The following is a 21865-nucleotide window of genomic DNA, read 5'->3' as shown; positions in this document are numbered from 1 at the left end:
TGTTATCTATGTGTTATTTCCTGGTGAAAAATGTAACCAAGCGATCTCCAGCCATCTGGAGAATTTGCACTAGAATGATCATCGACACTACGGATATAATCATGATTTCATTTTGATAACGATAATACCCATAGTTGATTGCCAGTGTTCCCAGACCTCCACCGCCAACCATGCCCGCCATCGCCGTATAGGAGACAAGCGTAACAATGGTGATCGTTATACCCGCAAGCAGTCCAGGCAGTGCCTCAGGCAGTAACACCCGTCTTACAATCTGTCCGGTCGATGCACCCATCGACTGTGCCGCTTCAATGACACCCCGATCAACTTCTCGCAACGTCGTCTCCACCAAACGAGCAAAATAAGGAGCTGCTGAAATAACTAAAGGTGGTATAACACCTAACACACCTGTAGCAGTACCGACGAGTGAACGAGTGAACGGTATAAGAGCAACAATCAATATGATAAATGGGACTGAGCGCAAAATATTCACAATCAAGGACAATATAATGTACACCGTCCGTGACTTGATCGAAGCAGATCGGGCTGTCATGAACAGCAGCACTCCGAGCGGTAAACCAAAAATTACGGTGAACAAGCCTGATACACCCAAAATTTGCAGTGTCTCAATGGAGGCTTTACCAACCTCTTCCCAGCGAACTGTTGAAAAATCCATCTAACGAAGCACCTCCACATCAAGTCCCTCAGCGGTTAATTCTGATATCGTCCGATCAATCGCATTTGAATCACCCTCGAACCGAACGGTCAGCTGCCCATAAGGAACCTGTTTGATCGTAGAGATTGTACCTTGCAGGATGGCAAAATCCACGCCTGTCTTACGTACCGTTCTAGACAAAATCGCTTCATACGTTTTGTTACCCAGAAAGGATATCTTCACAAGTTTGGAAGCAGCACCTGCCTGCAATTCAACGCCTGCATTTGCCAGAGCGGTCTCTTCCAGAGCAAGTCCAGCTTCATGGTCACGCATCATGAAGTCCCGCGTGATCGCATGCTGTGGCTTCAGGAACACGTCTGTTACAGGTCCTTGTTCCACAATGCCACCTTGATGAATGACAGCCACCTTGTCACAGATGTTCTGAATGACATGCATCTCATGTGTGATCAGCACAATCGTTAGGTTGTACTTTTCATTAATGTCGAGTAATAACTTCAGGATTGAATTTGTCGTCTGCGGATCAAGTGCCGAAGTAGCCTCATCACAGAGAAGTACATTTGGATCACTTGCAAGTGCTCTCGCAATCCCTACACGTTGTTTCTGGCCACCCGATAATTGAGCCGGATATTTGCTGCTGTGGTGCTCCAGACCAACCAGTGCAAGCATTTCCTTCACTTTGCGATCAATGGCTTCCTTGGGTGTATTCACAAGCTTTAGTGGAAAAGCTACATTGTCATATACCGTTGCCGAAGATAACAGATTAAAGTGTTGAAAAATCATTCCGATCTTGCGTCTCTGTTGCTGCAATTCGGTTTTGCTCAGTTCAGTCAGGTTAATTCCGTCAACCCATACCTCACCCTCCGTAGGCCGTTCCAGCAAATTAATACAGCGAATCAATGTGCTTTTGCCCGCTCCGGAATGGCCAATCACTCCGTAGATTTCGCCCTTTTGGATGCTCAAATTCAACTCGGATAACGCTGTTGTAGATTTTGTTCCTTTGCCGTACGTTTTCGTTAAACCTTTTAATTCAATCAATCGCACTTGCCCCTTTCCAACCACCTACATGTATCTTTACCCGATCTAAAGGAAAACTCCCCTTAAAGTACAAAAAAAGAGCCCTTTGCAGATACAAAGAGGGCTCTTCACGTGAAAGAATATACCTTCTCATCTGCCAAAATCGTGTCTTGCACCATTTTGTAGGAATTAGCACCTAACATCTATAACGAATGATACATGTATCATGTCATTACAAATCGGTTGCCGGGCTTCATCGGGCCTGTCCCTCCGCCGCTCTCGATAAGAAATATGTTGTTGTAGGATTTTATAAGTTCATGTAGTTTATGCTTTATAATGTGAACGTAACTTCCAAAAAATCAGTTATATCCGTGTAACATTCGATTGAAACTCAGTATATTCCAAGTATTCCGATTTGTCAAAGGGAATTATTTCTTTTCCATATTTTATTGATATAACTATAAGAGGCTGTTAACGTTTCACAGACCATATCGACACCCTGACGCATTTCCTGCACATGCTGATTCAGATCCTCCAATTTCACTTTACCTTGCAAGGTCTGGTGTAACTGCCACAGGTCATCGTGCATTTCTGAGTTCATGTAGTGAATTTCCATATTACGTCGTTTGCGCAGCTTGCTCATCGGCTCACGATAAGAGTCCTTGATCTGTATTAATTGCAACGCAAGATCATGATGTTCCCTCGCATAGTCGAACTGCCTTAACATTGTGAAATAAGAAAAATGCGCTTTGGTATTTGAAGTATTCAACTGGAATATTTCATTTAATACCGTGCCGACTTTATCCAGAATGGCAAAGCAGCGGATAAAGCCATCTTTGTAGAAATACACATACCGTGCATACTCGGCTTTTTCAGTCGGCGTCATATCATCCGTTGATCCTGCAACGACCTTTTTACGAAAATGAGCAGCAGCGAAACAGCTTTGCTCCAGTTCATCCAGTGAGGAGATGAGTCCCTGAGTCCACACATACAGTTTCCGATAGTCATGCGTGGGATCATGGTCCACATGCATTTGTCGTTGAAATAGCTCAAGCGTATGCGCCATTGCGTCCATCGCTGCCTTCAATTTACCTTCGTTTATACGTGGCTTTTCCCCCAACAACGTTCGCAGCATATCTAACCTCCTCTTTTCCAAAAAAACAAGAATTCATCACCGTAAACGAAACATCATTCATTCCGTGTAATTGCTGCTTGCCATAGGTTGCCCTGATCCCTCTGACATCAAACAAAGTCCACCTGTCCAATGATGTACATCACTGGATGGTGGACTTTCATATTTAAAAACGATTAGCCGGGCGATGTAGCTTGTACACCAGGAAACTCATATACGTTAAGACTCCGAACAATATGGCGATATCCAGCATATGAGCAAGAGCTACGAACATGTATACTTCCGGACGGTTCATTGTCACCATCATGAAAATACCAATGACTACTTGCATCAGAATAAGAACAACGGATACCACACCCAGAGTACGCATTTCCTTGTTGTCCGGATGATTACGGTAAGCGAAGTGACCCAGGATTGCGATAACAATCACGAGCGACGCAGCTGCTGCACGGTGAGCAAAAGCAACCGCTACCCCACCCGAAAGCTCAGGAATAATCTGCCCGTTACAGAGCGGAAATCCAGAACATCCCCCTGCAGAATCCGTGTGACTCACAAATGCACCCGTGTATACCACGAGATATGTGTAAATGGTGGAGAACCAGACCAGATTCCTGAATTTTTTACTAACCCGAGGGTATTTATTCAGTCGCTCCAATCCGCCATCTTTTGCCTCTTGCCTGATGCCCAGCGCCATCATTAGAGAACTGGCAAAAGCAATCAGTGCAAAGCCAAAATGCAGTGCCATGACTGCTGAAGATTGGGAGAAGACAACGGCAAAAGCCCCCATGATTCCCTGGACGATGACAAATACCAGAGTTAAGAAAGAAAACAATTGCAGGTCACGGCGTGACTTGCCAAACCGCAGAAAAGCGACAAACGAGGCAATGGACAACAGTCCAGCCAGTGCACTTACAGCGCGATGGGAATATTCAATAAGTGAAGCCACAGTATGTGCCGGAACGAGTTTTCCATTACATAAAGGCCATTCTGTTCCGCAGCCAAGGCCTGATTCCGTTTTGGTTACGATGCCTCCACCAAAAGTGGCCAGAAACATGACAAGACAGGTTAATACGGTTAACCATTTAAACAAAGTTAAGTGTTTCAATTTTTTCTCACCCGCTGTTGGTTTAAGATGGCGAAGAATATTCTCCGCTTGTTTCGGTACTTTGACACTTATTTCACAACTAAATTCATTATAACGGATAAAATGTTCATTGACGTCGCGCTTTGTGACAAAATGTTAACGTCTGGTGAAATAATGACCCACAGGTCATTGAGGATATGTACAGAAATGTTTCTTACATAGAACGTGTCGAACACACAAACGCCATTTCCCTATTTCAAGAGAAATGGCGTTCTTTTTATTATACCCTTTTACAACATGAACCTGTCATACTTTTATATAAGTTCATGAAACATTTACACAATAACGGAGAGGACAGAAATAGCCTGAAGAAGCGGAGCTAAAAGCTTTCTGAAAGAAAGCTGCATCGGAAGCATATGCTTCGCCTTTATCCCCGGATTTCTCCCCTTTATAAAAGGGATCAAAGAAATCTGGGGATAACAGCGATCGGAAGGTTATTCTGTCATCGTAGTGCCTGTGTGATATTCATCATTTGAACTTATATAACATTATTTATGGATCGTGTTGTACACTTCAACTGCTCGATCTAAGAACTGCTCAATCTCTTCTCTCGACTTGCGCAGCTTGTTCACATACCGTACGAGTTCGCGGCCATCTGTATACGCCACAAAGCTCGGAATGCCAAGAATATTCTGCTCTTCACTAACGGTTCCAACCTGATCCACGTCGACCTCAATCAAGGTCAATTCACGTGCATATTTCTCTTCAACCTCAGGCATAAACGGATCGATGTATTTGCAGTCACCACACCAGTCTGCCTTGAATACGGCAATCGTCAAACGTGGGGATTGGATGGCTACATCAAAAGCCGGTTTGGAGGTAATCTGTTCCATTCGGTTCATCTCCCTTTCTGTACCTTGTCTTACCCTAAGTGAAGCAAATTGGCGAGTGGAAGTCAAATAATCAGCGCATACTTAGAATAACCACATGGTCTGTGAAAATAAACCCAGAACATCATGAAAGGATGTCACATCATGACTTCCACCAGAACCGATTCTTCCAGCGAACAACATCACGGGTCCCTTCTGCAGATGGTCCGTTCCATTCCGGGTGCTGCCCGTGAAATCTGGCGTGGCAAACAGGCTGCATGGCAAGCTTCAGCACAGCTTCGTCACCCATTGCGTGACATCGAGTGGGATACCGATACGGCAGCTGCCTTACAGTCTGAGGTGGAGCGTTTGTTACCTACCAGCAACAAATCTTTTACACGCACGGACCAGGTTCAAAGCGCACTCGTCTGCGAAGAAGATTGCATCATTCTGGAAGAGATTAAGACACTGACTCAGGAGCACAATCGGAGTAATATCACCCGCACGGCAGCCTATCTGGAATGTTATGAGCAATATCCCGAACTGCATTGGGCACTACTGGCCCATATGGTCTCTCGCAACGGCGGATATCACATGACAGATCTTCAGAGTGACTTAATGCATAATCTACAGAATCAAAGCGATCGCCAGCATATGTATCGGCTGCTGGAGCGGTGCAATGCACTCATTTTCCAGGATGCATATCCACAGCTTCTGCTGTATATGAACAGTCGCCGGATCGGACGTAGCTGTTTCCATCTCTTGTCGCACTTTCACGTATCGGCGTTTATGACGCCGTTTTGGGAACGCTTTTGGCTGGAACGATGCAGTTCACTGCTAAGTGTGGCATTAATTATTAATGAGCAGAACTATATCGAGAGCCGGGTGGTGCAACATCCTTATTTTCAAAAAGAAGTACTTTCCAAACCCGCATTCCATCTGCATAATCTGGCCGGTCTGAATCATATCGTCTTTCCTCTTGGACAGGGAGCAGGACTCGCAGGACGCGTCATTGAACATTTTGGCAAACTAGATGAGCGAATCATGTTTGGTAAAGGGCTATATGCCCTGTTGTTTGGCGTGGAGCAAGTACACACACATGTGTTGGAGTTCGCACGCTTAGTTCCCCATCGTGGCTCGCGCGCTGAATATTGGCCTGGGCTGTTTACCAATCGTGAAGACGAGGCAGGGGAACATACACTTTATGCTCAGGAGCTAATGGATGAAGAATGGCTTCCAGAAGGGCAACGATTATATAGTCCGGAACTGCTCTCCGTATGGGGGGACACACCTTATGAACCGATCACCAGACAGGACTGGCTTCAGACTCGGGATAGTCTCGGTTATCTGACGGCACCGCGTCGGCCATGGCTGTTTGAGATGAGTCACGAACACCGGTATGGCATGCTGAAAACAGCACTGGCTCATGATGCCAAGGCCATCACACACTAATGCTAAAAATCATATAGAGCAGGCAAAGACGGATGATGTGATACCCGATGTACCGCTAATCCTCGCTTGCTGGGCTAATGTCGAGTTCAGTCGCTCAACTCTCCTTAACTATACAAAAAGCCCTGTCCGCTAAACAGCAGACAGAGCCTGTATCCTATTTTCACAAAATATTGGAGCATGGATGATGCTCCTTGCATGTTTAACCTCTTTGCCCAGCTCCACGTTGAAGACGCATAAGTGGACGAAGAATTTTTTGCAGAATACGGGGGTAACTGCCCAGCTCGTCCTTGCGCAGTACACGCAGCACAACCATGAGAACCAGATACACCACCACAACAAGCAAACCAACCACAAGGCAGGTAAGCAAGAAGGATACACGCGCTGGCAGGAACAGTCCAAAGATCGTATTGCCAATCCAGTTCGTTGCAAATCCTACACCTGCTGCAAGCAAGACCGTAATGATAAACCCTTTCCAACGATCTCCCATGATGGAGAAATCAACGATTTTGCGAAGGACCCTCAGATTCAGGTATGTGATAACTAGGAAACAAAGGGCCGTTGCTATAATGATGCCGTAAATGCCAAAGATCGGCGCCAGAATAAGACTTGCGATCAATTTGATCACAACACCTGCTGCGACACTGATCATCGTAATCCGCGGTTTCCCTACCCCTAGTAAAATAGAGTTGGTGGTCATCATCGTAATCTGGAAAATGGTACCGAATGTTAACAAGGCAATGATCGGCGTTCCATCCAGATTGGTAAACAGCAATCCGTTGACCGAATACGCTGCCGCACAAAGTGCAATGACAATCGGCATACCAGTCAGAATCGAAATGCGCAAGGCAAGTGTAACCTGACTTTTCAGATGCGCTTCATCCTTGCGGGCAAATGCTGCCGATATGACAGGCACCAACGATTGACTCAAAGCGATAGCCAGAATCGGAGGAATACCCGCAATACTTTGGGCTTTCGCACCCAGGATCGCAAGTACACCTGTCGCTTCTTCGAGTCCGATCTGGCCACTAAGCAGTGGCACCACAAGGGATGAATCGATGAAGTTAATGGCTGGAACCGCAAGTGAAGACAGCACAATTGGAATAGACAGCTTGAAGATATCACTGTAGATACCTCGCATTGGCAACTGCTCTGCACGCTCGTAATTCAATTGGGCCGCACGGTCGCTACGACGTAGCTTCAAGGTGAAGTACAGCATGACACCGAAGGCACCCACACTTCCTAATACCCCACCAAATGAAGCACCCGCAGCAATCGTCTGGTCATCATAATTCCATTGCAGCATGACATAAGCCACGATAATGGCTGTACCTACACGGGCGAACTGTTCCACGATCTGTGAAATACCGCCTGCTGTCATGTTGCCACGTCCCTGGAAATATCCACGCATCATCGCAATAGCCGGGAAAAGTAGTAACGCTGGAGCCAAGGCGCGAATGGCGCTGACTGACTCCGGTACTTTGGACACATACGTAGCATAATAAGGTGCCGCGAACCACAACAAAGCAGACATGACTACCCCAGCCACAGCGGCAAAGATCAGGGCTGCACGGTAGATCTGTTGGGCTTCACTCGCGCGTCCGAGCGCATAACGTTCCGATACCATCTTACTAAGTGTACTCGGTATGCCCGCCGTTGCTACAGTTAACAGCATTAAATATACCGTATTGGAGATGGTAAACGATGCGTTACCGATATCGCCGAGGATATGCTCCAGCGGCACCCGTTGAACCAATCCGAGTACTCTTGCGATAAGCGCAGCGGCCGCCAAAATGAGCGTACCCCTAATGAATGTTTCTTTCTTAGACAAACGAATTCCCCTTCTTTCCTCCACACCGGACGTGCATCCCGTTGAAGCTAATCCTGAACGTTTAGGCGAATCTTACCACCCAGATAATAAAGAGAACAATCATGACGATTTGCAAAATAATTTTCATCACAGTACTCGTAAATAGCCCCACGACGGAACCAAATCCAACTTTCGACGCTTTGGAAGGTGAAGACCCTCCGATCAGTTCCCCGATAAATGCACCGATAAATGGTCCCAGCACCAGTCCGAATGCCGGAATGACAAATGGACCAATGATAACACCAATGGTACTCAGCGTGGTCGATAACTTGGAGCCACCGAACTTCTTCACACCCCATGCGCTGACGACATAATCAGCCACAAACAACACAACAACAATCAGAATCTGAATGATCCAGAACCACACACCAAACGGATCAAAGCTGAAGAACCAGCCGTAGACCAGAAACGCGAAGAAAATCGCTACAGCACCAGGCAGTATAGGATATACCGTTCCAGCCATCCCCACTGCAAACAGCAGTACAATTAAAATCCAGGCAACGGTTGCGAGCAAAGGTTACTCCCCCTTCAAAATATGTTCACGGATCACTTCGACGATGCCGTCTTCATTGTTACTCGCTACGATCAGATCAGCTGCTTCCTTCACCTGCTCTTGCGCATTGCCCATAGCCACACCAAGACCCACGGCCTCAATGACAGCCAGATCATTCAAACTGTCTCCGACAGCAACAACTTCGGACATCTCGATGCCCAGCAGCTTGCAGACTTCGGCTACACCACTGGCTTTGGATACGCCAGCAGGGTTGATCTCAATATTAACGGGTGAGGAGTTGGTCATTTGCAGACCGCCCATTTGTTGCAGTTCCATCATGATCTGGTGACGCACTTCATCCACTTCCGTATTGAAGCCGAATTTCAACCATTCCAGACCTTCAATGTTGTCCGTCCAGCGGTCCCGATTGAACAGTTCTTCCACGGAGTATGCCCAGTACCAGCTATTATATTTTTCACCGATTTCCTGCATTCTGCGAATCAATGCCGGGTCCATCAGATGACGCATATGCAGGTCATGCGGGGCTTTCCAGACCTCACTACCATTAACAGTAACCATCGGTGTCTCCAGCCCAAGCTGGACCGCATAAGGCATGGCGTGGAATACCGCTCTTCCCGTAGAAAGGCACACATGTACACCCCGACGAATGGCAATTTGAATCCACTTGGCGGTCTCCTGTGTAATTTCATGATTATCGTTAAGTAATGTTCCATCCATATCCAATGCAAGCAATTTGTATTTCAGTTCACTCATACAGTAGTTCCTCCTATTTTGTCTCTCTCCAAAATGAACTCATGGATATCCATTCAGGCACTACGCGGGCAGAAAACCTTTCGAGTGGTAGTATCTTTGTTTTAGAATTACCTTTTTCTTTAGTGTATTGAGATTATACGAGGTAATCGTTACGTGTACGGATCGTCTTCCGATCGCTGTTGTCTCCGAATTTTCTAGATTCTCTCTTCTTAAAGGTTAGAAATTCGGAGACAAAGGCGAACGCTATCGCTTCTTCAGATCGATTCCGTCCCCTTCACTACATCACCTTTGTATTTAGAGCTCATAACACCTAACATCAAGAAGGAAATTCATAAACAAATTTCCCTTCTCTAGATCCTTTCTGTCCTCTACGTTCCACAATGGTTCTCCAGTTCAACTTAAAGGTTCTCTTTATCTATTTTAAACATTCTCTCACAACAAGATCGCCCGGCATCTGTAAAAACGGACGCTCCGGACGTCACAGCTAACGACATTTTACCACAGATCATCTGTATGCAACAAAATAACCCGTAATCGGCAGGATGACGCTACATTATCAATTTATATTGCATATGTTATATCCGGTTGCCCTTGTCAAAGTAATACGACCAGACACGCAAAAAAACCGCCTGCGATGCAGACGGCTTCTTATAATTTTATTTATTCACCTGTTATTCACTTAAACTTCCATTACCTTGCCGCGAATTTGCGACGAGCGTAACGGAATACAATGCCATGTTTCGGTGACAGCAACAGTGCAAGAACAAACAAAATTCCAGCAACAGCTACCATACAGCCCGCAATGGAAGCATCCAGGGCGTATGCCATGATGTAACCTCCAACCGAGGATGCTGCTCCGATTAGGACGGCATACAGAATCATTTTGCCCAGACGATCTGTGAGCAGGTAAGCCGTTGCCGCAGGTACAATCAACATGCCCACAACGAGAATCGAACCAACACTCTCAAATGAAGCTACGGACGTCATCGAAACGAGTCCCATGAGCAGATAGTGGAACAACACTACTGGAATGCCGCAGGCCGCAGCCAGCGCCGGATCGAAGGCACATAACTTGAACTGTTTGTAGAACAGCCCAATGACGACGAGGATGACTAGTAAAGTGATACCTAGCATCCAGACCGCCCTCGGCCCGACATCCGTACCCCCAAGGGTTAGCGTATCCCACTGTACATAAGCGATCTCACCGAACAAAACACAGTCCAGATCCAGATCAATATGCTGGGCGTTCAGACTAATCAGAATGACCCCTACTGCGAAGAGTGCTGTGAACACAATTCCGATCGAGGCATCAGACGACAGTCCTCCCGCCTGCAAACTCTGTATGAAGAACACCGTCAGTAGTCCAAACACCGTTGCACCAAGTAGCATCCACAATGAATCTCTGGAACCGCTCCACAGGAAAGCAATCGCAATACCAGGGAGAACCGCATGGCTGATCGCATCACCGACCAGAGCCATTCGCCGCAGAATCAGAAAACAACCGAGGATGGCGCAGGCGGAAGAAACCAATACGGCCGTTAAGATAATCCAAAACGTTGCCATTACATCTCCCCCCGTTCCTGCTGATTTCGTTGTGTGGCGAGAGTCTGGAGTGTAGCCCGCTCTTCACGCATATACGCCGATTTTGCCTGAATACTACGCAAACGTCGAGCTAATAATCCACGACGCGGAGCCAGTAAGGCTGACCCGGCAAACAACACCGTAGCCGCAAGAACGGTTACAGGTCCTGTCGGCAGATTAGGTACAAGCGTACTGAAGATAGTCCCTGTTGCACCACTCAATGCACCAAATATGCCAGCCAATACCACCATCAGTGCGAGTGAGTCGGTCCAGCAACGTGCCGCTGCTGCTGGGGTTACCAGCAAGGCCGCAACAAGCACGACACCAACGGCTTGTATTCCGGCCACCACCGCGATTACCGTTAAGAGCAGGATGAGCTGCTCCAACATGGCAACTGGCAGACCCATACCTCTTGCAAAGCCTGGGTCAAAACTCACCAGTTTGAATTCCTTGAACCAGGCAAGACAGGCAATCAGTAATACGAGACATACGCCACCCATGACATACACATCCGTCATGACCATGGATGCCGCCTGCCCAAACAAATATTTATCGAGTCCGCTTTGACTTCCGCTCGCCCCATGCTGGATGCGCGTCAGCATCACTACACCAACCCCGAAAAAGACGGTCAGCACAATTCCCATCGCCGCATCCTGCTTGATTCGGGAGTAGCGCGTAATCCACGAGATTCCGAAGGTAGCAACAATGCCAGCCACCAGAGCACCGAACAGGAATAATCCGACCGACTTCGTTTCCGTCAACATAAATGCAATACAGATCCCGGGCAGAGCAGCATGAGCGAGGGTATCCCCCATCAGGCTCTGCTTGCGAAGAAAGGTGAAGGAGCCAATAATTCCGCTACTGAATCCCAGCAACAGACAGCCAAGTAATATCCAACGTGTATTGGGGTCAGATAAGATGGCAACGATCCAGTTCCACATGCACTACACCTGGCCTTTCTCCGTCCGGCTTCCGATCATCGCAATCCGGCCTCCGTACGTCTCTTGCAATGTATCCGGTACAAATACTTCACTTGTCGGCCCACCTGCCACCAGTCGTCCATTGAGCAGCAGCACATGGTCGAAGTATTCCTCGACTGTCGCCAGATCATGGTGAACAACCAGTACCGTCTTGCCTTGTTTCTTCAACTGTTCCAAAAGCGAAATGATCGCTTTCTCCGTGGTGGCATCGACACCTGCAAATGGCTCATCCATGAAATACAGATCCGCGTCTTGCACGAGTGCCCGCGCCAGAAAGACACGTTGCTGCTGTCCACCGGACAGCTGACTGATCTGGCGGTACATGTAATCACCCATGCCGACTTGCTCCAGGCAGTGTGCCGCCAGGTCTCGCTCCTTTTTCCCCGGACGACGGAACCATCCTAGATGACCATACCGTCCCATCATCACCACATCGAGTGCATGCGTTGGAAAATCCCAGTCCACCGATTCCCGTTGGGGCACATAACCGATGCGGCGACGTTGTTCCCTGTACGATTGTCCAAAGATCCGTACCTCTCCATGCATCTTCGGTACGAGTCCCAGAACCGCTTTGATCAGGGTGGATTTTCCTGCACCATTTGGTCCGAGAATTCCGATGAGCTGTCCTTCCGGAATATCGAAGGATACGCTGCTAAGCACAGGCTTTTTGTGATATGCAACAGCCAGATCCCTCACACTAAGAGGAGCCGATGTTGGCTGCGTTCCCTGCAAGTGACTGTTGTTCAGTTTCGTAGGAGTTTGTTCCAATAAAGTTGTATCTTCCATAATCCTGTAACTCCTCTCTTCATGTGATTCATTATTTCAGGGCTTCTACAATCGTCTCAACATTATGGCGAATCATACCGATGTATGTGCCTTCTTCCGTTCCCTCAGCCCCCATGGCATCCGAGAACAGTTCTCCACCAATGCTGACTGTATGTCCTTTTTGAGCTGCTCCAGCAATGATGGCTTCCATCGCTTTTGCGGGTACACTCGATTCAACAAATACTGCTTTGATATGGTTATCTACGAGATAATCCCGCAGTTCGCTAACATCTTTTGCTCCGTATTCGGCTGCTGTACTGATGCCCTGAAGCCCCATCACTTTCATGCCATATGCCTGCCCGAAATATCCAAATGCATCATGCGCCGTAACCAATACCCGGCTTGCTTCCGGAATCTCCAGAATCTTCTCACGCACCTCGGCATCCAGTACTTCGAGCTTCGCCAGATACGCCTCTGCCTGAGCCTTGTATTCTTCAGCATGGTCCGGGTCCGCCTCCACGAGCGTATCGCGTACGGCTTCTGCCGCATGCATCCAGTGGCTGACGTTAAACCAGACGTGTGGATCATATTCGGTGCCGCCTGTATCTTTGCCTGAGTGTAACTCCTCGACTGGAATAGTCTCTGTAACAGCAGTAACCAGCTTGCTTGAGGACATTTTCTCCAAAATGTCTGTCATTTTGCCTTCAAGATGCAGTCCATTATAAAAAATGACTTTTGCTTGTTCCAGCTTGCGAATATCACCTTGGGATGCCTTGTACAAGTGGGGATCAACTCCTGGGCCCATTAGCCCGGTAACATCAACATATGCCCCGCCTACCTCACGTGCTACGTCAGCGATCATTCCCGTTGTAGCGGTTACTTGCAGCTTGCCACCACTGCTTGTCTCTGCATCACTGGAACATGCCGTAAGTACAACAACCAGAACCAGAGCCGCTAGCGTGATGAACCCCCTCTGAATACTCCTCATTTTCACCATTAACAATTCAACCGTCCCCTTTCCCTCTCCTAAAATACTTGTCTACATCTAATTTTGTTGTACAAGGTATTAAGTTTTAATCAAGACTAATAATGTTTCCCTTGTGCAAATTTTATCCGAAGCCAAAAAAAAAGGCAAGGGATTATTTCCCCTGCCTGTCCAAATTCATATGTTGTTCACTTCATTAACCTGTTAGATGTGATGTAAAAGCGCTACATCTGCCTCGTTTCTTTTACATTACTCTTTGTCTTTCCCTTCGTCTTTCTTACCTTTCGGCGTTCCATCGAGACCATACACTTCATCATATGCATCGAAAATTTTTCGTGCTATTGGTGAAGCACTGACTGACCCGAATCCACCTTCTGGTACAACAACAGCTACAGCAAGCTTCGGATTATCTCGTGGTGCAAAGGCAATAAACACACCGTTCTCTTTTTTGTTCGGTCCGGTCCCCTGCTCTGATGTTCCTGTTTTCCGTGCATAATCGTATGGGAAACCGTCAAATGAACTTACTTTGGTAACCATTCCTTTGTGCACTTCATTCCAGTGCGCCTCGGCAAAATCAACTTCATTAAGCACCTTAGGTTTGATCTCTTTCACCACATTGCCGTCCGCGTCACGGATTTCCTTCACCAGATGTGGTTCCATCCGTTTGCCCTTATTGGCAAGCATCGTCGTGTATTGTGCGAGTTGCATTGTAGTGTACTTGGCTTGCTGTCCAAAGGAGGCAAATGCCAAACGTGTTAGAGCTGATTCGTCATCATTATTATATTCTAGCCTACCCAAAAATTCATTAGGCAGATCTACACCAGTGGACACACCCAATCCGAATTCCTGCATGTGTTTGTGCCAGACATCGATGCCTTTCTCTGAGCCATAATTACGTAACAAACGTTTACCCACCATATCAATCATGAAGGCATTGGAGGATTTCTCAATCGCTCTTCTCGCCGTAATAGAACCATTATATGCAGAATGCGAGTTCTTCACTTGTCGTCCGTCTTTTCCCAAAACCGCATATCCCTGATCATGATAGGTCTCTCCTGCTGTAAATAATCCCTCTTTCAATCCAATCAGCACACTTAGCGGCTTGATTACTGATCCAAGAAGTACAACGGATTCCGCCCGACTAGGCTTGGCATCATTCGGTGGGAACGACTCGGTGGTTCCATTCCGGAACACATATTTGATTTTGTCATAATCCCAATCGTTCGGATCATAGTCCGGCATACTTGCCATAGCTACCACATTACCTGTATCCACTTCCATGGCTACTGCGTATCCGGTAATTGCCTTCGGAAGTCTGCGCAATTCGTCCGTTATCGCCTCTTGTGCGGCCATCTGAATTTCCTTGTTAATGGTGGAGACCAGACTGTAGCCTTTCTCAGGTGGAGTTTGTAACATCGTTCCATCTGGCAGATTACGTGCGTCAATATCAATGGATTGGTAACCGCTTCGTCCACGGAGTTCTTCCTGGTATTGAAGCTCCAGCCCATCGAAGCCAACCTTTTCTTCTTCATGGTACACAAGACCAGGATCACGCTGGGTACTTGCCCCCTCACGGATGGCCTTATATTTGGCAATGGAATCTGGTGCTCGCTTGAACTCTCTTGTGTAACCCACAACCTGAACGGCTACACCATCCGGGTCATATTTTCTGATGTTCTCTTCCAACACCATAACGCCTGGATATTCTGCTTTTTTCTCCATGAAAAAAGCAATTTCTTTGGTCGATAGATCTGACTTCACAAGCCTCGGCACATACCCAAACGTTTTCTGGTAATCCAGATCCAATCGTTTGATGATCTCTTCCCCGTCCGGCTGCTCCTTGTCCCCTGGATTAAACTGCTTAAACACAGCCGCCAGATCATGAGCCAGTTCCTCTGCTTCCTGTCTACGTTCATCATTCCGATAATCCTCATATAACAGCACATACAGGGACTGTACAGGTTCGGAATAAGCGAGCGCGACTTCCCCTGTCGCATCATAGATGGGACCACGAACAGGTGCGAGTGGAATGTCTTTGGTATTACGACTCGTTTCCATATACGTCAGTTCAGGACCCTCCACAAACTGCACAAAGGCTAATCTGAAAATAAGGATACTGAATATGACAAATGCCGCGAAAAAAAACAGATTCAGCCTTGCGGTGGAAGGCTTGTTGACGGGTGTATCTTCCTCAGTCATGGGTTTCTTCCTCAATCGGTTAAACATGTTTTAAGCCTCTCCCGTTCCTCTATAAAAATAAAATATTTAATCCGTCTTGTGAACGTGTTCAATCCAATATTTAATCCTTTCTCATACAAGTCTACCAAAGGTTAGCTGTCACGTCTTTCAATATTTGGTTACATTTTCGTAAACAGAACCGTTACACTACCCAATCTACCGATCCCAATGTAAACACTGACATATCAACGTTATCCCGTTCCCCAGATCGCGTTTACCCTTCCTTTATATAAACGTGGTACAGCTCATATGGTTACATATTAATGCAACTAATTAATTCACTCTTACGATCCATTCTCCACGTAAAAACAAAAAAGAGGACCCATGAAGGGTCCCCTCTGTAACCAATGCCTCACATCACTGTGTGCCTGATCCCGATTCTGAATCTTTATTTTTGTCTTTTTTCGGTACACCGTCGAGACCGAATTCCTCGTCATAGGCATCGAAGATCGCACGTGCAACCGGAGCCGCACTGCTCGATCCAAAGCCCCCTTCGGGGATAACCACAGCGACAGCAAGCTTTGGATTATTACGTGGTGCATAGGCGATAAATACACCGTTATCCACCAGTTTACCGCCTACTACCTGTGTCGATGTTCCTGTTTTTCTGGCAAAGTCATAAGGGAATCCGCTAAATGCAGATACCTCGGTTGCCATGCCTCGTTGTACTTCATTCCAGTAGGCATCGTTAAACTCCACCGTGCTGAGTACCTTAGGTTTTACTTTCTCGACCACGTTGCCTTCCGAATCCCGGAACTCTCTAACCAGTTGTGGCTCCATCCGCTTTCCTTTGTTCGCCAGCATTGTCGTGTACTGTGCTAACTGCATGGTTGTGTATTTTCCCTGCTGTCCAAAGGAACCATACACGAGACGAGTCAGCGAGCTTTCCGTGTCGTTCATGTAATCCCGTATCCCCAGGAATTCATTCGGCAGATCAACCCCTGTAGATACCCCAAGGCCGAACTGCTTCATGTATTCATCCCATTTGTCAATTCCGGTCGCACCGTATTTTGAGTACATCTTCTTCCCAATCTCATCAATCATGAATACGTTCGAGGAATGACGAATCGCATCACGAGGATACATTGCACCATACACATGCCCTGATGAGTTCTGCACTCTGCGATTGTCCCCACCAAAGGTCGTTGAACCTCTATCCGAATAAACCGTATTGGTAGTGAAGAAACCTTCTTTCAAACCGATCAAGACACTAAGCGGTTTGATGGTGGAACCGAGTAACACGATCGATTCAGCTCGCTTTTTAGAGTCATCCGGAGGGAATGAACGAATCGTACCATTTTGATACACATATTTGATATCATCATACTGATCATTTGTGATACTGCCTGTTCTCCAGATGTTGGTATCATAATCTGGCATACTGGCAGCAGATACGATTTTCCCGGTATCCACTTCCATCGCAACTGCAAATCCGGTCTTGGCATTCGGATGTAATCGACCGGAAACTTGATTCCGATGAAGCCAACTCAACTGATCCAGAATGGCCTGTTCTGTTTTCACCTGAACGTTTTTGTTAATGCTGGAAATCAGGTCGTAACCTTTCTGCGGCGGGGTAGAGCCTGCTACACCTTCAGGCAAGTTACGCAAATCAACATCAACCGATGTATATCCACTTTTGCCGCGGAGGGCATCCTGATATTGCAGCTCCAGTCCATCAAAACCAACGAATTCGTTCTCTGTATACACCAGGCCCGGATCCGTTTGCGTTTTATTGGCCTCGTCCACCTCTTTGTATTTGTTCAAGGACTTCGAGCTTCTGAACTTCTTCAGATAACCGATGGTCTGAACCGCTACCGTATCCGGATCGTAGAATCGTACACTCTCCTCGACGATCTGAATACCTTTGAACTCGTCCTTGTGCTGTAGGAAATAAGCAACTTCTTCCTCGGACAGATCACTCTTGATCAGACGTGGCATAAAACCGTTCGCTTTGCGGGAGTTCAAGTCCATCTCTTCAATAATTTTCTCCACCGTAAGTGACTCTGAATCCTTCAGCTTGTACTGTTCAAACACATCATGCAACCGGGTTGCAATATCCTGCACTTCCCCTATGTTAGGACTCGGTTTCCCATCAACATCCCCATAGTTTTTATAAAGCGTCAGGTAGAGAGACTGAATGGGCTTGGAGTACGCCAACTTCACCTCACCTGTGGAATCATAGATCGTGCCTCTCACAGGAGGAAGTGGTACATCCTTGGTAATGTTACTTGCTTCTTCCTGGCTAAGTTCAGGCCCTTCCACGAATTGCAAAAAGGCCAAGCGTACAATAATAACGCTAAAAATAACAAAGGAAGCGAAGAAAAATACGTTCATTCGGTAACTGAAGCGCCGTTTGTCCGTAAGTTCATCCTTCTCATTGGAATGTTTTTTCATCCATCCTACCTCTTTCATGACTTGATGCATACCGCTCAAACTGATTCTTCGCGGCATGATAACCTGGCAACGTCGTCATATTCCGGACCCATGTCCGTTGTATTGCTAAGCTGATTGATCCTTTAGATGGGTGTCGGCAAAATTCGGAGGATTAAACCAGTCTCCACTGATCGCCCATGTCGGGTCAAGCGGAACCCAGCTCTCGGAACCACTCAAATACACCTCATTCCACGCATGCGGACCGTACCCTCCCTGGCCGTTATAACCAAGTCCTGTAACAACTTTGACTTCAAGTCCTTGTGAACGGGCCATCACGGCATAAAGACGGGCATAATCAATACATACGCCTTTGCGTGTATCAAATGTATTCTGTGGATTTTGTTCATGCCATATGCCCTTTTGCTCATAGTCATCCACTTTACCATAGTCATACTGAATACGTGAACCTACCCAGTCGTAAAGCGCTCTTGCTTTGGCTTCATCTGTCGATTGGCCTTTGACAATCTCACTCGCTGCAGATTCAATATCCGTCGGAATATTGTGGTCGATGACTTCATATTTGCGTTGCAGGATGCCGCCCAGTTCCTTCTGCACAGCCTGCGTAAAGACGGGTAGCTTGTCCTTGATAAACGTGCCAGACAACGGTTCGATAACCGATTTGGCCCCTTGCATATAGATCGGGGATGCTTCCACATATCGGCTGAACATGCTTCCAGGGTAAAGACTGACAATCATGAACAAAACTGCGATGACAATCATTCCGCGGACGGAGCCTATGATCGTGCCAATGAATGCACCCGTCAAGCGACTAAACATACCTTTAGGCGCACTTTCCTCGGATGACCTCTGCCTGCTACTAAAAATAAATGAAGAGAGAAACCCGAGAATCAGTCGGATGAGTCCATAGCTAAGTACAAATAATACAGCGAACCGCATCAGCGGAAAATCTGCAATCGCCGTAACCAACGTATAATACATCTGTTCCCACCGGTTCAACTCACGGTTAGGCATGGCTGAAGCATACTCAGACAGCCACTGCTGTACATATGGCGCAAGCCACAACGTTAAACCGATCGACAACAGAATACCGATGACCGCCATAATGCCATCCATCAGGAACCCAAAGAGTCTGCCTGCTGAACGCGAAGCCCCTCTGGACCAACCCTGCAATAATGAAGCAGCCACAATCAGCAACAGCATAATCGTGATGCCATTCAATTCCTTCAGGCTGTCCAGCCAATTCTGCAGCACGTACCGATTCCCCCTTTACTACGATGCTGGTGCTGTTTTGTTCTCCTGTGCCTGTTCGACAAACGTACGTATAGTTTCATTGTCGAGTTTCCATTCGCCAAGTGAAATTCCGCGGAAGGTCACATCAACTTTATCCGATTGAGTTCTGCCCTTAATCTCCACATTGGGACTTGTGATGGTGAACGCTCCATCCTGTCCTTTGACGTATTTCGCTTTGGAAGCCTCCTTCAGCATCATGCTGGTTGCTTCCTTCTTCAATGTGTCCATCGTGCTGGATTGTACGTCTGTCACTGTCTGTTTGATCTGATCAATGGAGATGCCGCTGTATATCAGTAGAGCCGCAATAATGATGATGGCAATCGCCCATTTCAATACGGTTTTGACCACATTCAGAACAAAGAACAATATGATCAATGCAACCACGATCACCAGCCAGTTCTGCATCACAAACTCTTTGATTACTTCTATGTTCATGACTACACCTTCCGTATTAGAATTCATTCGTAACACTCCCGAATATTATACATGATTTCCGAAGCTGCTGTCAGCTAAGCCCTCTCCCTTAAAAATAAACGGTCTAAGTTCGTCCCGCCGGGCGTACAAGTAGTACCATGAGGTTCTGCCGGGCGAACGGGGAACACGTTCAAGACCTGTAGTTTGAACATGCATCGCTTAACAAGGAGGGGCTTATGTGAAAACGGCCATCTGGCTATACCTGTTTTTGTTCCTTGCTGTATTTGATTTGCACGCCCAGTATCCCATTCTGACCCCTTTTGCCATCTCGCTGGGAGCCGCCCCTACTTTCATTGGCTGGATGATGGGCATCTATTCCTTAACACATCTTCCTGGCAATCTGATTGCTGGAACACAAATCGATAAACATGGGAGTCGCCGCTACATTGTATTCAGTCTGCTCGGAGCAGGATTCATCCTGCTCTTACAAGCCTATGTCCAGACACCATGGCAACTGCTGGCGTTGCGTTCCATCAGCGGGTTTGTACTGGCCTTCCTGTCTCCTGCATGTCTCGCCCTGCTTGCACAGTTATCCAGCGATCCGGTGAAACAGGGGAAGTATATGTCGGGTCACGGGGTAGTACATACCCTCGCTTCTGTTGTATCGCCAGCAGCCGGTGCGATCATTGTGGGTTCCATGGGATTCTCTGCTACATTCTCAGGCTTGGGTTATCTGCTTATTCTCACAGGTGTCATTGCTTTCATGACGATGCCCCGTGGTATCGTCAAACAGCAGGAGAGAGTAACGGTACCTACTAAACCTGACGCTTCACCAGCAGATGCCACAAGTGCATTCCTGCCGGTGTCCTGGCGATACTTTGCTTTGCCTCTGGTGATTGCCTGTGCCCAAGGGATTCTCTTCTTCGAATTACCCCTGCGGGGCGGAGGACAATCGTCCATCATGTCTACCGGACTGCTGTTCTCTATAATCAGTATTGGGGCACTCTTCACCCTCAGCATGTTATTTCTCAACCGGTATTCCCCCAAGCTGCGTCTGGTTGCGGGCGTGCTGTTAATGTCCTTGTGTTTTTTTGTGATGGCAGCCATTCCGCAAGTTCCGTTGACCACCGTATTGTTTGTACTTGGGATGTCCAAAGGCATCATCTTTCCAGCTATGGCTACTCTATTTATCCGTCTGAGCGGAGGAAGCAAGTTGGGCCGCATTTTCTCGCTGCAATCCATAGCCACCTCCATCGGCTCTTTCATCGGCCCCATCACAGCCGGGCAACTTCGTGTCGGGTTATCACCCTATTTCATCGCGTTTCTTTTGTTAATGATTGGTATGCTGCTGCTTCCATACTATACATCCAGACGCGAAGCTCCCCTGTCCGATCCGAAAAGTATATTGAATTAGGCCTGTATCAAGCTCTTCTTCCCTACTGTTATGACAGCAATTAGGTCTGTATTTTCATTAGCTTTGCATCATTCCCCCATTTACAGCTAAACTATATAAAATGGACTAACGTTTTACACTCGAACGGAGCGGCCTAGGGATCATCAGCGCCGTCTTTAAAATTTCATCTTTTTCTTGAATACCATCATTAGGTATGGACGATCATTGGAAGTAGTGAAGGGTACGGAATCGATTTTGAAGAAGCGTTAGCGTTCGCCTTTGTCTCCATATTTCAACCTATAAAAAATAAAATCAATCAGAAATTTGGAGACAACAGCGATCGAAGGAACGATCCGTAACCGTAACGGTCACTACTGATCAGAATTAATTCCTGATGTATGTGTAAAAGAATTTAGAAATCAGAGGTGCTCCTGTCCGCGTGGTGAACAGTGTAAAGAAGGGAGTCC

At 47.0% G+C, this 21865-nt stretch carries 18 protein-coding genes and 1 riboswitch; of the genes, 2 read left to right on the top strand and 16 right to left on the bottom strand.

The genetic code is table 11. From position 1 onward, the window contains the following. Positions 1-13: 13 nt before the first annotated feature. The 5 genes from CXK86_RS18380 to CXK86_RS18360 form a co-directional block, all read right to left on the bottom strand. A complete protein-coding gene (locus tag CXK86_RS18380) occupies positions 14-673 on the bottom strand; it encodes a methionine ABC transporter permease (protein ID WP_076253225.1) in 660 nt (219 codons plus the stop codon). Further along, positions 674-1708 carry a methionine ABC transporter ATP-binding protein gene (locus tag CXK86_RS18375; RefSeq protein WP_101314217.1) on the bottom strand — a complete coding sequence of 345 codons (1035 nt, stop codon included), beginning with the start codon at positions 1706-1708 and terminating at the stop codon, positions 674-676. A 126-nt stretch (positions 1709-1834) separates the two neighbouring features. Next, positions 1835-1976, bottom strand: a riboswitch (SAM riboswitch). Between the two features lie 129 nt (positions 1977-2105). Then, complete coding sequence (locus tag CXK86_RS18370; protein ID WP_076253223.1) at positions 2106-2822, bottom strand: Cthe_2314 family HEPN domain-containing protein; 717 nt, start codon at positions 2820-2822, stop codon at positions 2106-2108. Between the two features lie 163 nt (positions 2823-2985). Further along, positions 2986-3924: a COX15/CtaA family protein gene (locus CXK86_RS18365; protein ID WP_036605745.1), complete on the bottom strand. Its 939-nt coding sequence runs from the start codon at positions 3922-3924 to the stop codon at positions 2986-2988. A 527-nt stretch (positions 3925-4451) separates the two neighbouring features. Beyond that, positions 4452-4796, bottom strand: a complete 345-nt coding sequence (locus tag CXK86_RS18360; protein WP_017692403.1) for a thioredoxin family protein — start codon at positions 4794-4796, stop codon at positions 4452-4454. 141 nt (positions 4797-4937) lie between these two features. Here CXK86_RS18360 and CXK86_RS18355 point away from each other — a divergent pair, with 141 nt between their 5' ends. Next, positions 4938-6224 (top strand): DUF2515 family protein, encoded by a 1287-nt coding sequence (locus CXK86_RS18355; RefSeq protein ID WP_101314216.1) that lies wholly within the window; start codon positions 4938-4940, stop codon positions 6222-6224. 199 nt (positions 6225-6423) lie between these two features. Here the strand turns inward: CXK86_RS18355 and CXK86_RS18350 are convergent, their stop codons facing one another. The 11 genes from CXK86_RS18350 to CXK86_RS18300 form a co-directional block, all read right to left on the bottom strand. Next, positions 6424-8052 carry a putative polysaccharide biosynthesis protein gene (locus CXK86_RS18350; RefSeq protein WP_076328978.1) on the bottom strand — a complete coding sequence of 543 codons (1629 nt, stop codon included), beginning with the start codon at positions 8050-8052 and terminating at the stop codon, positions 6424-6426. Positions 8053-8113: 61 nt separating this feature from the next. Further along, complete coding sequence (locus tag CXK86_RS18345; protein ID WP_047841365.1) at positions 8114-8554, bottom strand: DUF456 domain-containing protein; 441 nt, start codon at positions 8552-8554, stop codon at positions 8114-8116. 54 nt (positions 8555-8608) lie between these two features. Then, positions 8609-9358: a Cof-type HAD-IIB family hydrolase gene (locus tag CXK86_RS18340; protein ID WP_036605740.1), complete on the bottom strand. Its 750-nt coding sequence runs from the start codon at positions 9356-9358 to the stop codon at positions 8609-8611. Positions 9359-10048: 690 nt separating this feature from the next. Beyond that, positions 10049-10921, bottom strand: a complete 873-nt coding sequence (locus CXK86_RS18335; protein WP_047841304.1) for a metal ABC transporter permease — start codon at positions 10919-10921, stop codon at positions 10049-10051. Further along, positions 10921-11880, bottom strand: a complete 960-nt coding sequence (locus tag CXK86_RS18330) for a metal ABC transporter permease (RefSeq protein WP_017692397.1) — start codon at positions 11878-11880, stop codon at positions 10921-10923. Before CXK86_RS18330 ends, CXK86_RS18335 begins: the two co-directional genes overlap by 1 nt. Positions 11881-11883: 3 nt before the next feature. Next, on the bottom strand, positions 11884-12705 hold the full coding sequence (locus tag CXK86_RS18325) for a metal ABC transporter ATP-binding protein (RefSeq protein ID WP_244898219.1): 822 nt from the start codon (positions 12703-12705) through the stop codon (positions 11884-11886). 31 nt (positions 12706-12736) lie between these two features. Continuing rightward, the gene (locus CXK86_RS18320) at positions 12737-13681 is read right to left on the bottom strand and encodes a metal ABC transporter solute-binding protein, Zn/Mn family (protein ID WP_074096385.1); all 945 of its coding nucleotides are present in this window, start codon (positions 13679-13681) and stop codon (positions 12737-12739) included. A 237-nt stretch (positions 13682-13918) separates the two neighbouring features. Then, a complete protein-coding gene (locus tag CXK86_RS18315) occupies positions 13919-15868 on the bottom strand; it encodes a peptidoglycan D,D-transpeptidase FtsI family protein (RefSeq protein WP_180361793.1) in 1950 nt (649 codons plus the stop codon). Positions 15869-16264: 396 nt separating this feature from the next. Further along, entirely contained in the window at positions 16265-18301 is a 2037-nt protein-coding gene (locus tag CXK86_RS18310) for a peptidoglycan D,D-transpeptidase FtsI family protein (RefSeq protein ID WP_101314214.1), read from the bottom strand. Positions 18302-18406: 105 nt separating this feature from the next. Then, entirely contained in the window at positions 18407-19552 is a 1146-nt protein-coding gene (locus tag CXK86_RS18305) for a transglutaminase domain-containing protein (protein WP_101314213.1), read from the bottom strand. A gap of 18 nt (positions 19553-19570) precedes the next feature. Continuing rightward, positions 19571-20053, bottom strand: a complete 483-nt coding sequence (locus CXK86_RS18300; RefSeq protein WP_174806458.1) for an ATPase — start codon at positions 20051-20053, stop codon at positions 19571-19573. Between the two features lie 190 nt (positions 20054-20243). Here CXK86_RS18300 and CXK86_RS18295 point away from each other — a divergent pair, with 190 nt between their 5' ends. Continuing rightward, a complete protein-coding gene (locus CXK86_RS18295) occupies positions 20244-21419 on the top strand; it encodes an MFS transporter (protein ID WP_101314212.1) in 1176 nt (391 codons plus the stop codon). Positions 21420-21865: the final 446 nt, after the last annotated feature.

Origin of the sequence: Paenibacillus sp. BGI2013 (assembly GCF_002843485.1) — a bacterium.
Lineage (GTDB): Bacteria > Bacillota > Bacilli > Paenibacillales > Paenibacillaceae > Paenibacillus > Paenibacillus amylolyticus.
The sequence above is the reverse complement of the archived record's forward strand: the minus strand, read 5'-3'. Positions and strand labels throughout refer to the sequence as shown.